Consider the following 12376-nt stretch of genomic DNA (forward strand, 5'->3'; position numbering starts at 1 on the left):
GCCGACAATAGTCTAGTGATGATGGCAAAGAGGTCACACCCGTTCCCATACCGAACACGGAAGTTAAGCTCTTTAGCGCCGATGGTAGTTGGGGGCTTCCCCCTGTGAGAGTAGGACGTCGCTAGGCACCTGGAAAAGTCGAGGATTTATTCCTCGGCTTTTTTGTTTTATAAATTAATAATAAAATGATATACTTATTTAAATGTTAAAATTTACATAATAAATTCAGTTGTATGAACGAACCAACCAACCAACCCAACCTGCCGAAAAAATAAAGCAAAACAGACTGTCTGTAGAATGTTTCGGGGGAAGCAACACATTTGTGCTCGTAGAAACAAAAACGACTGATAGAATCAACGAACAGACGGATAGAACGCATCAAGAGAGATTCTTACAACTTGTTGGAATGCCCAAAAAATTAAAGAAGAAGAGGCAGTCACCAGAACGTTTCGGGCGGAAGCCTCACATCGGATATTGCCTCAAAATAAAGTAGGACGAGCTTTATTAGCGAATTTTAACTTCTTTCAGCAAATGTTTTATGTAACGTAAGTGAAACGTCAGTTACAAATGTTTTACTGAGGGAATTAAAAAATGAGGCGTAACATTTTTTCTGCTATATCTATATTTTCCTTAACGATTATATTCTTTATGTTTGGCTATGATTCATCAAAATGGTATGGTAGTTTTTTTAATTCCCGTTACGATCTAAGTATATTTATGCCATTTATATTAGGAGGACTAGGAATAATTAGCGCAGTTTTGGGTATTAATGGCGATAGCCGTATGGTTTTGATTGTACTCAATACTTTTTTAATGTTCCTGTTCCTGTGTGCATATTTAATTGGAATCTATGGATTTCAAAATCCTTAATAAAGAACTGCAGTTTATTTTTCTGCAGTTCTTTTAATTTGTCTTCGATTAGTAACAATAAAAATATAATTCCTTTTTAATAGCTGGCCACCAAAAGTTGAGAATGATATTTATTAAAACGTTTGCTATGTATAAAGTTGATTGGAGTAGAGGGTGGTCGACTCCTTGGGGATTAGCACTATAGGAACAAAGGCTAAAACCATCACGTCCTGTAATAACGCCTTCGTGACCAACATCGTGTCGCTGCCGCTACGCTTTCGCTGTTTGTCCAGTCCGCTCATCGGACGCCCTCGGTCGGAACGAAAATCAACCTCACGCTATGCTGAAAAGCATTTTATTAATGAATCATACATACTAAAGGAACAAACTAAAGGTATAATGGGATTCATACAAGGGAAAATAATTGGAAACAAGATTGAAAGGAAGAAAGATTTGGGAAAAAAACAAATTTGGTATGAAGTAGAAGAAAACGAGTCAATCGAAGATTGTTTGGCAAGAATGCGGCGAGATGGTTATATGGCAGTGGGAAGAAAAGAAGAACCGATTTTTCATTTAGTCAATGGAGAACCAACGTATTTACGTCAAAAAATACAATTTAAAGCGATGTTATGGCAAGATTCCGAGTGAATTTGACTAAAATCCGAACGTTTATATATAGCTAAAATAAATTGTTCGCATTTTTGCATTGACGATAGTGGAATGGCTTGTTAAAATATGAGAAGGAAAAACAAATAAATCCCACATATATGCTAGAGGATTGGCTCTAGTGTCTCTACCCGGCACCGTAAATGCTGGACTATGCGGGAAAGCGCTTTTGGCATGTTACGGGAAGGTTTATGTGCAGAAATGTACATTTCATATTCTTTTCATAATAAGTCCTCAAGTAAACTGCTTTCACGTGTATGCTAGGGAGTAGTTTATTTGAGGATTTTCTTTGTTTAACTTATTTCAGCGGGTGTCCAAACATCCGCTGAAATAAGTTAAAGCCTCCGGCGGATGTCACGGAAATCGGAAAGGAGTTCTTTGTGCAAGCACAAAGCCGATTCCGGACGCAATTATGCCGAGGCATAATTGATAAAGTAAAGAATGTAGCTATAAAATATTTGATCATTTTTCTAACGTTAAAAAGGAGCGACAATCATGAATCCGAAAATCGGTGTCATTATGGGGAGTTCAAGTGACTGGGAAACAATGAAACATGCATGTGATATTTTAGATGAATTACAGGTACAGTACGAGAAAAAGGTTGTATCTGCACATCGTACTCCTGATTTAATGTTTGAGTATGCAGAATCAGCACGTGAGCGAGGTATTCAAGTAATTATTGCTGGTGCAGGTGGAGCTGCGCATTTACCTGGAATGGTAGCAGCTAAAACAACGTTACCGGTAATCGGTGTACCAGTTCAATCCCGTGCTCTTAACGGTCTGGATTCTTTATTATCAATCGTTCAAATGCCTGGAGGTGTACCTGTAGCAACAGTGGCGATTGGCAAAGCGGGAGCGACGAATGCAGGCTTGCTAGCAGCGCAAATTTTATCGACAACAGATGTAGAGCTTGCTAATAAACTAGATGCTAGACGTGAAGCCACGAAGCAACAAGTACTGGAAAGCACAGGTGACTTAGTGTGACAAAGATAATTTACCCCGGGCAGACGATAGGTATTATCGGAGGAGGGCAGCTTGGACGGATGATGGCACTTGCTGCTAAAGAAGCAGGCTTTAAAATCGCCGTTCTTGAACCATCAATGGATTCACCAGGTGGACAGGTTGCAGATGTACGTATTGTAGCCCCATATGATGATGAGGCAGCTTTAGAAGAACTTGCCGAGGTTAGTGACGTTATAACGTATGAATTTGAAAATATCGATTATGAAGGCTTAAAACGTTTAACACAAATGGCTTACGTCCCACAAGGGGCAGAGCTAGTACGCATCACACAAGATCGTGTGACTGAGAAAGAAGCGATTGTGAACGCAGGTTGTCCAGTAGCCCCTTATTTGGTTGTAAATACATATGAAGATTTACTAGCCAATATCGATAGGATTAGTTATCCTTGTATAGTCAAAACAGCAAGAGGTGGCTATGATGGCAAGGGGCAGCAGCTTTTAAAATCTGCAGAAGACCTACCGTTAGCAAAAAGGCTTTTCTCTCATTCACAATGTATTGTTGAGGGATTTGTACCTTTCGTTAAAGAGGTATCTGTCATTGTTCAAAGAAACGGTAATGGTGAATCATATTGTCAGCCAGTTGGAGAAAATATTCATGTTCATCATATTTTACATGAAACGATTGTACCAGCTCGTATAAAAGAGGAAACATCACTGGCTGCAGAGAGAGAAGCCTTTAAAATTGCTGATTATCTAAATTTAGTAGGGACATTAGCTGTAGAAATGTTTGTATTAGAAGATGGTGGAATTGTTATTAATGAATTAGCACCAAGACCTCATAATTCAGGTCACTATTCTATAGAAGCATGTAACGTTTCACAGTTCCACCAGCATATACGTGCAGTTTGTGGTTGGCCATTATGTAAACCACAACTTTGGGCACCATCTATTATGGTAAATGTTTTAGGGCAGCATGTCATGCCACTTAGTAACTCAATTGCTAAATATCCTGAATGGTCTATACATCTTTATGGGAAAGCTGAAGCTAAGGTGAACCGTAAGATGGGCCACGTAACGATTATGACAAAAAACTTAGAAGAAACACTACAACAAATCGAGAGTTCTGGCATTTGGTCAGAATAGAAGGAGAAACGCAATGATCGAACGTTACACAAGACCCGAAATGGGCGCAATTTGGACAGAACAAAATAAATATCAAGCTTGGTTAGAAGTTGAAATTTTAGCATGTGAGGCTTGGGCAGAAATTGGAGACATCCCAAAAGAGGATGTAGCTAAAATTCGTGAAAATGCTTCATTTGATGTTAATCGCATTTTAGAGATCGAGAAAGAAACACGTCATGATGTTGTAGCATTTACTCGTGCCGTTTCTGAGACACTTGGTGAAGAGCGAAAATGGGTGCACTATGGTTTAACTTCTACGGACGTAGTTGATACAGCCCTTTCTTATATAATTAAACAAGCGAATGATATTTTACGCAAAGACATCGTGAATTTCATTGATATTATTGCAGCAAAAGCGAAAGAGCATAAGCATACGGTAATGATGGGACGTACACATGGTGTTCATGCTGAGCCAACAACTTTCGGCTTAAAACTAGGTTTATGGTATGAAGAAATGAAGCGTAACCTAGAACGCTTTGATGCTGCGGCAAAAGTAATTGAAACAGGAAAAATGTCTGGAGCAGTTGGAACATATGCCAATATCGATCCTAAAGTTGAGCAATATGTATGCGATAAATTAGGACTTACAGCATCACCTATTTCAACACAAACATTACAACGTGATCGCCATGCTCAATATTTAGGTGCGTTGGCATTAATCGCTACATCAATAGAGAAATTTGCAACAGAGATTCGTGGCTTGCAAAAATCTGAAACGCGTGAAGTTGAGGAAGCATTTGCGAAAGGTCAAAAAGGCTCGTCAGCAATGCCTCATAAACGTAATCCAATCGGGTCTGAAAACATGGTTGGTATGTCACGTTTAATGCGTGGCTATATGGTAACGGCTTATGAAAACGTAGCATTATGGCATGAGCGTGATATTTCACATTCATCTGCAGAGCGCGTAATTTTACCGGATGCAACGATTACACTTAACTATATGTTAAATCGTTTCGGTAACATTGTGAAAAACTTAACAGTATTCCCTGAAAACATGAAACGTAATATGGGTCGCACTTTTGGTCTAATTTACTCTCAACGTATTTTATTAGCACTTATCGATAAAGGGTTAGTGCGTGAGGAAGCGTATGATACAGTACAACCTTTAGCGATGCAGGCGTGGGACGAGCAAGTTCAGTTCCGTACGTTAGTCGATGGAAGTGAAAAAATTACATCGTATTTAACGAAAGAAGAGCTAGATGAGTGCTTTGACTACAACTACCATTTACAGCATGTAGATATGATTTTTGAGCGTCTTGGACTTAACTAAGTAGAGTCACTAGCGGATGTTACAGAATTGAATCGTATACGTATGATTCAATTCTGAACAATACGCGTGTATTTCATAATATCAGGGGGAGTAACGAAATGATTAAAGGTCAACTTTTGTATGAAGGTAAAGCAAAAAAATTGTATACAACAGAGGAGCCAAATGTGTTACTCGTTGAATACAAGGATAGTGCAACAGCGTTTAATGGTGGGAAAAAAGAAGAAATTGAAGGCAAAGGCGTATTAAATAATCGCATTACCTCTTTAATTTTCGAAAAATTACAAGCAAACGGAATTGCGTCACATTTCGTAAAACAATTATCTGATACGCAGCAGCTTGTAAAAAAGGTAGATATTATTCCAATTGAGGTCGTAGTTCGTAATATAGCGGCAGGTAGTTTAGCGAAACGTCTTGGCTTTGAGGAAGGTACACCATTAAAACGCCCAATCGTTGAGTTTTATTATAAAGACGATGAACTAGGCGATCCGCTCATTACAACGGAGCATATTGACGTACTTGATCTTGCAACACCTGAGGAAGTGACAGCCATTTATGATGGTGCACTTGTAGTGAACAAAGTTTTGCAGCCATTATTTGCAGATGTCAACGTTACACTAATTGACTTTAAATTAGAGTTCGGACGTGACAATGACGGAAATGTACTACTGGCAGATGAAATATCACCAGATACATGCAGGCTTTGGGATGCAACTACAAAGCAAAAGTTAGACAAAGATGTCTTTCGTAGAGACCTTGGTAATTTAACTGAAGTTTATACTATTATACTTTCTAGACTCGGAGGCAAATAACAATGAAAAAAGTTAAAATTTACGTGACATTACGTGAGAGCATTCTTGATCCACAAGGTTCAGCTGTACAAGGTTCTTTAGTGAAAATGGGTTACGCTGAAGTAGAAGATTTACGTATCGGTAAATATCTTGAACTAGTAATTAAAGATACAGAACGTGATATTGATACTCTAGTAAAAGAAATGTGTGAAAAGGTTTTAACTAACGTTGTAATCGAAGACTACCGCTACGAAGTCGAGGAGGCTAACTAATCATGAAATTCGCAGTACTCGTTTTCCCTGGGTCAAACTGTGATATCGATATGTATCATGCGATTAAAGACGAGCTAGGTGAAGAAGTAGAATATGTATGGCATACAGCAACAGATTTAAGTGGCTTTGATGGCATTTTAGTACCAGGAGGCTTCTCATATGGGGATTATCTTCGCTGTGGTGCGATGGCCAACCAATCTAATATTATGGCTGAGGTTAAGAAGGCAGCAGATGCTGGTAAGCCAGTATTAGGAGTATGTAATGGCTTCCAAATCTTAACTGAAGCGGGTTTATTACCAGGTGCATTACTTCGTAACAAAAATTTAAAATTCATGTGCCGTACAATCCAGCTTAAAGTTGAAAATAATAATACATTATTCACAAACCAATATGAGCAAGGTCAAATAATCAATATTCCAATCGCCCATGGTGAAGGTAACTATTACTGTGACGAGGAAACTTTACAACAATTAAAAGATAACAATCAAATCGCGTTTACATACTCAGGCGAAAATCCAAACGGTTCTTTAGAAGATATCGCAGGGATTACAAACGAGCGCGGCAATGTACTAGGTATGATGCCTCACCCAGAGCGAGCTGTTGATGCACTGGTGGGCGGAGCAGACGGTCTAGCAGTATTTAAATCAATTGTGAAGCAGTGGAGGGAAAATCATGTCAACAACTAAGTTTGAGCCAACAGCACAGCAAATTAAAGAGCAAAAGCTATACGCTGGTATGGGGATGTCAGACGAAGAATTTGCAATGGTAGAAGGTATTTTAGGACGTCTACCAAACTGGACAGAGACAGGTCTTTTCTCAGTAATGTGGTCTGAGCACTGCTCATACAAAAATTCTAAACCAGTATTACGTAAATTCCCTACAAAGGGTCCACAAGTTTTACAAGGTCCAGGTGAAGGTGCTGGTATCGTAGATATTGGTGACGAACAAGCAGTTGTATTTAAAATGGAATCACATAACCATCCATCAGCAATTGAGCCTTATCAAGGTGCTGCTACAGGTGTTGGTGGTATTATCCGTGACGTTTTCTCAATGGGTGCACGTCCAATTGCGATGCTAAACTCACTACGCTTTGGTGAATTAAAATCAGCACGTGGTAAATATTTATTTGAAGAAGTAGTTGCTGGTATCGCAGGTTACGGTAACTGTATCGGGATTCCTACAGTAGGTGGCGAGATTCAATTCGACCCTTGCTATGAAGGCAACCCACTAGTGAATGCAATGTGTGTAGGTTTAATTGATCACAAAGATATTCAACGTGGAATCGCAGCTGGTGTAGGGAATACAGTGATGTATGTGGGTGCTAAAACAGGTCGTGACGGTATCCATGGTGCAACATTTGCATCTGAAGAGTTAACAGAAGAATCTGAGAACCAACGTCCAGCAGTGCAAGTAGGAGATCCATTTATGGAGAAACTTTTACTTGAAGCATGTTTAGAAGTTGTAAAATCGGACGCGTTAGTAGGTATTCAAGATATGGGTGCCGCTGGTCTTACTTCTTCATCAGCAGAAATGGCTTCTAAAGCTGGTTCTGGTGTAGAAATGAACTTAGACTTAGTACCTCAACGTGAGACAGGCATGACAGCATATGAAATGATGCTATCAGAATCTCAGGAGCGTATGCTACTTGTTGTGAAAAAAGGTCGCGAAGATGAAATTAAAGCGATTTTCGATAAATATGATTTAGATGCTGTGGCAATTGGTCACGTGACGGATGATAAAATGCTGCGCCTATTACACAATGGCGAAGTTGTAGCTGAAGTACCTGCTGATGCCCTTGCAGAAGATGCACCAGTTTATCATAAACCATCTGCAGAGCCTGCTTACTATGCTGAGTTCCAAGCGATGGAAAACACAGAACCAGTAGTAACAGATTACAAAGAAACATTAAATGCACTTTTAAAAGCACCAACAGTTGCTTCAAAAGAGTGGGTTTACGATCAATATGATTATCAAGTTCGTACATCAACAGTCGTTGCACCAGGTTCTGATGCAGCCGTTATCCGTGTTCGCGGTACGAACAAAGGATTAGCGATGACTACTGACTGTAACTCTCGTTATATTTTCCTAGATCCAGAGGTAGGCGGTGCCATTGCTGTAGCTGAGGCTGCTCGTAATATCGTAGCAACTGGTGGTACACCATTAGCGATTACAGACTGCTTAAACTTCGGTAATCCTGAGAAACCAGAAATCTTCTGGCAAATTGAAAAATCAGCTGATGGTATATCAGCTGCTTGTACAGCACTAAATTCACCAGTAATCGGTGGTAACGTATCTCTTTATAACGAACGTTCTGGCGAAGCGGTTTATCCAACACCAACAATCGGTATGGTTGGACTAATTGAAGATTTAGCACATGTAACAACTCAAGAAGTAAAAGCTGCTAGTGATGTAGTATTTGTGATCGGCGATACAAAAACTGAGTTCGGTGGTTCGGAGCTTCAAAAATTATTAAATAATGGGGTTATTTCAGGCAAAGCACCAGCTATTGATTTACAGATTGAAGCTGCACGTCAAGAAGCATTGCTTAAAGCGATTAAAGCAGGAATCGTACAATCTGCACATGATGTAGCAGAAGGTGGCCTTGCAGTTGCGCTTGCTGAAACAACATTTGACGCAAATGGTTTAGGTCTTGATGTGACATTAACAGGCTCTGCTACAACAGCATTATTCAGTGAAACACAATCTCGTTTTGTTGTAACAGTGAAAGAAGAAAATGTAGCTGCATTTGTAGAAATTGTAAAAGACGCAATGAAAATCGGTGTCGTAACAAACGATGCGCTTGTTAAAATCAACGGTGACAACGGTGTGCTTGTAGAAGGTACAGTGGAGGAATTCCGTTCTAATTGGAAAGGAGCAATCCCATGCTTGCTGAACTCAGAGGCTTAAACGAAGAATGTGGGGTGTTTGGTATTTGGGGCAACTCAAATCCAGCACACCTTAGTTATTACGGGCTTCATGCTCTTCAACACCGTGGCCAAGAAGGCGCTGGGATCGTCGTTTCTGACGGTCAGCATCTTCGCGCGGTGAAAGGCGAAGGACTAGTTAATGATGTTTTCAACGAAGAGAAATTAAAGGCAGTGGACGGAAAAGCAGCGATTGCTCATGTCCGTTATACGACTGCTGGAGGAGGCGGAATTGAAAATGTACAGCCATTATTATTCCACTCCTCAACTGGTAGCCTTTCAATTGCTCATAACGGTAATTTAGTCAATGCAACGCACTTAAAACAGTACTTAGAGCGTCAAGGTAGTATTTTCCATTCTAGCTCCGATACTGAAGTGTTAGCGCATCTTATTAAGAAAAGCTCGCATTCACCATTCCGTGCGAAAGTGAAAAATGCCCTATCTTTATTAAAGGGTGCGTATTCGTTCTTAATTATGACTAAAGATGAAATGCTTGTTGCACGTGATCCACATGGTTTACGTCCATTATCTCTTGGGAAGCTAGGAGATGGCTGGGTTGTAGCCTCTGAAACTTGTGCATTTGATTTAATAGGTGCAGAATTTGTTCGATCTGTTGAACCTGGTGAGTTATTAATTATTAACGATGAGGGTGTAAAATCTGATCGTTTTGTAGATATGGATAAACGTGCAATGTGCGCGATGGAGTACGTTTATTTAGCACGTCCTGATTCTGATATTGATGGTATTAACGTCCACATGGCACGTAAACGTATGGGCAAACAGCTTGCTCGTGAATGTGCACATATTGAAGCTGATGTTGTAACAGGGGTCCCTGATTCAAGTATTTCAGCAGCAATCGGCTTTGCAGAAGAAAGTGGCATTCCGTATGAATTAGGTCTTATTAAAAATCGTTATGTAGGTCGTACATTTATCCAGCCGACACAGGAATTACGTGAACGCGGTGTGAAAATGAAGCTTTCCCCAGTTGTTCAAGTCGTAAAAGGTAAACGTGTAGTGATGGTGGACGATTCAATCGTTCGTGGTACAACTTCACGACGTATTGTAAAAATGTTAAAAGATGCAGGGGCGGCAGAAGTACATGTTGTCATTTCTTCACCACCGATGACGGATCCTTGCTATTACGGTATTGATACTTCAACACATGAAGAATTGATTGCATCTAGCCACAATGTAGATGAAATACGTGATGTTATAGGAGCCGATTCACTAACATTCCTTTCTGTTGAAGGTATGGTGGAGACGATTGCAAGACCATATGAAGATGAAAACCGAGGATTATGCCTAGCGTGCTTTACAGGTAAATATCCAACAGAAATTTTCCCAGATACAATCTTACCGCACGAAAAAGAACTATTACGTTAAGAAAAACATCTAAACACGTCTAGCGATGATGACAAATCTAGATTCAGATGTGCCAAGGCGATTTGGATGATAAGGAGGAACTCTGCGTGTCAAAAGCATATGAACAAGCAGGTGTAAATATTGAAGCAGGCTACGAAGCCGTAAAACGAATGAAGTCTCACGTTGAACGAACAAACCGTCTAGGTGTGATGGGCACGTTTGGTGGTTTTGGCGGTATGTTTGACTTGTCAGAACTAAATCTTAAGGAACCTGTTCTTATTTCAGGTACAGATGGTGTTGGGACAAAGCTAAAGCTAGCGTTTATGGTGGACAAGCACGACACGATTGGTGTGGACTGTGTAGCGATGTGTGTCAATGATATCGTAGCGCAAGGTGCTGAACCATTGTACTTTTTAGATTATGTAGCACTTGGCAAGGCAGAGCCAGCGAAAATTGAGCAAATTGTAAAGGGTGTTGCAGATGGCTGTGTGCAATCTGGTGCGGCATTAATCGGTGGAGAAACTGCAGAGATGCCTGGTCTTTATGAAGAAGATGAGTATGATTTAGCTGGTTTTGCAGTAGGAGCTTGTGAAAAATCAGCCATCGTAACAGGCGAGAAAATCGTAGAGGGTGACGTGCTTGTTGGTATTGCTTCAAGTGGAGTGCATTCAAACGGTTACTCATTAGTGCGAAAAATTGTCTTTGCAGATAATCATTACGCAGTTGATTCGATTGTGGAAGGCTACGAGGATCTTGGTCCTATCGGGGAAGCTTTGTTAGTGCCAACAAAATTATATGCGAAACCTGTACTTGCAGCTTTAAAAGCAGCAGACGTTCATGGCTGTGCACATGTAACTGGCGGTGGTTTTTATGAAAACCTACCACGTATGATGCCAGCAGGTTTAGCAACTGAAATTGACTTAGGTTCTTGGCCTGTTTTACGTATTTTCGAGTTTTTAAAAGAAAAAGGCCAGTTAGAGGACAAGGATTTATATAATGTCTTTAACATGGGTATTGGCTTCGTGTTAGCTGTACCTGCAGATGAAGTAGATAAAGTACTTGCTACAGTAGAAGCAAATGGTGAAAAAGCATACAAAATCGGTCGCGTTGTGAAAGGCGAGGGTGTTGTATTCAATGGCTCACATGATGGGAGTTTAGTGTAATGACGGCACCAATTAAAATTGCCGTTTTTGCTTCAGGTAGCGGCAGTAACTTTCAAGCTATTCAAGAGGCCGTTGAACGTGGCGAACTTCATGCAAAAATCGAACTTGTTGTCACAGACAAGCCTAGTGCATTTGTAGTGACACGTGCTGAGAACTATAGTATTCCAGTGCTAGCTTTAAGTCCGAAAGAGTTTTCTTCAAAAGCAGATTACGAGACTGCTATTATCGAGGCTCTCCATAAATGTCATGTAGAATGGATCGTGCTTGCAGGTTATATGCGCTTAATTAGTGAAGTATTACTAACTGCATACCCACAGCGCATCGTGAATATTCACCCTTCACTATTACCGGCTTTCCCTGGTAAGGACGCCATTGGTCAAGCAATGGAACACGGAGTCAAAATAACAGGTGTAACCGTCCATTTTGTAGATGAAGGTATGGACACAGGACCTATTATTGCCCAATCGGCAGTTCAAGTTGTTGAAGGTGACCGTGAAGCAACAGAAAAGGCCGTTCATAAGGAAGAGCATGGACTATATACAAAAGCTTTACAGCAATTATTAAAGTAATTCAGTGGTGAGGAGTTAGGTCTTCTGGAACAATACAGCCTAACTCTATCAATAATAGCAAGATATATTCGTGGCAAACACGATGAAAATTGGTTCATCACCAAAAGTTGTGGATGACTTTTGTTAAAAAGTCTACTATGAAAATAAGTTGATTGGAGTGGAGGCTGGGCGACTCCTTGGGGATTAGCGAATAGAGGAACGAAGGCTAAAACCATCACGTCCTGTGATAACGCCTTCGTGACCAACATCCTGTTGCCCCAAGCGGCTCATCGGACGCCCCCAGAAAGCTTTGCTCTGTGCGAAAGCGTAGTGCTAACGTAGCGGCAGCAACAAAGCGCCCAGCCGGAACGGAAATCAACCAGACGTTCT

11 protein-coding genes, 1 rRNA gene and 1 riboswitch are annotated in these 12376 nt (G+C 40.4%); all 12 genes read left to right on the forward strand.

Going from position 1 to position 12376, the window contains the following annotated elements; genetic code table 11:
- Positions 1–11 precede the first annotated feature (11 nt).
- The 12 genes from rrf (at position 12) to purN (ending at position 12007) form a co-directional block, all read left to right on the forward strand.
- A 5S ribosomal RNA gene (gene rrf / locus ACYQ73_RS22550) occupies positions 12–127 on the forward strand.
- Between the two features lie 1175 nt (positions 128–1302).
- Positions 1303–1497, forward strand: a complete 195-nt coding sequence (locus tag ACYQ73_RS22555; RefSeq protein ID WP_323655716.1) for an NETI motif-containing protein — start codon at positions 1303–1305, stop codon at positions 1495–1497.
- Between the two features lie 93 nt (positions 1498–1590).
- Positions 1591–1689, forward strand: a riboswitch (purine riboswitch).
- A 321-nt stretch (positions 1690–2010) separates the two neighbouring features.
- Entirely contained in the window at positions 2011–2499 is a 489-nt protein-coding gene (gene purE / locus ACYQ73_RS22560) for a 5-(carboxyamino)imidazole ribonucleotide mutase (RefSeq protein ID WP_460014500.1), read from the forward strand.
- The gene (purK, locus tag ACYQ73_RS22565; protein ID WP_460014501.1) at positions 2496–3620 is read left to right on the forward strand and encodes a 5-(carboxyamino)imidazole ribonucleotide synthase; all 1125 of its coding nucleotides are present in this window, start codon (positions 2496–2498) and stop codon (positions 3618–3620) included. The genes purE and purK overlap by 4 nt, the downstream gene beginning before the upstream one ends.
- Positions 3621–3633: 13 nt before the next feature.
- On the forward strand, positions 3634–4929 hold the full coding sequence (purB, locus tag ACYQ73_RS22570; protein WP_460014502.1) for an adenylosuccinate lyase: 1296 nt from the start codon (positions 3634–3636) through the stop codon (positions 4927–4929).
- Between the two features lie 98 nt (positions 4930–5027).
- On the forward strand, positions 5028–5738 hold the full coding sequence (gene purC, locus ACYQ73_RS22575; RefSeq protein WP_460014503.1) for a phosphoribosylaminoimidazolesuccinocarboxamide synthase: 711 nt from the start codon (positions 5028–5030) through the stop codon (positions 5736–5738).
- 2 nt (positions 5739–5740) lie between these two features.
- Positions 5741–5989, forward strand: a complete 249-nt coding sequence (purS, locus tag ACYQ73_RS22580) for a phosphoribosylformylglycinamidine synthase subunit PurS (protein WP_049668772.1) — start codon at positions 5741–5743, stop codon at positions 5987–5989.
- 2 nt (positions 5990–5991) lie between these two features.
- On the forward strand, positions 5992–6675 hold the full coding sequence (gene purQ / locus ACYQ73_RS22585; protein ID WP_460014504.1) for a phosphoribosylformylglycinamidine synthase subunit PurQ: 684 nt from the start codon (positions 5992–5994) through the stop codon (positions 6673–6675).
- Complete coding sequence (gene purL, locus ACYQ73_RS22590; RefSeq protein WP_460014505.1) at positions 6662–8896, forward strand: phosphoribosylformylglycinamidine synthase subunit PurL; 2235 nt, start codon at positions 6662–6664, stop codon at positions 8894–8896. The genes purQ and purL overlap by 14 nt, the downstream gene beginning before the upstream one ends.
- Positions 8872–10296 (forward strand): amidophosphoribosyltransferase, encoded by a 1425-nt coding sequence (purF, locus tag ACYQ73_RS22595; RefSeq protein ID WP_370079167.1) that lies wholly within the window; start codon positions 8872–8874, stop codon positions 10294–10296. Before purL ends, purF begins: the two co-directional genes overlap by 25 nt.
- Before the next feature lie 86 nt (positions 10297–10382).
- The gene (purM, locus tag ACYQ73_RS22600; RefSeq protein ID WP_460014506.1) at positions 10383–11438 is read left to right on the forward strand and encodes a phosphoribosylformylglycinamidine cyclo-ligase; all 1056 of its coding nucleotides are present in this window, start codon (positions 10383–10385) and stop codon (positions 11436–11438) included.
- A complete protein-coding gene (gene purN / locus ACYQ73_RS22605; protein ID WP_460014507.1) occupies positions 11438–12007 on the forward strand; it encodes a phosphoribosylglycinamide formyltransferase in 570 nt (189 codons plus the stop codon). The genes purM and purN overlap by 1 nt, the downstream gene beginning before the upstream one ends.
- Positions 12008–12376: the final 369 nt, after the last annotated feature.

It is taken from the genome of Lysinibacillus sp. CTST325, from assembly GCF_054665055.1.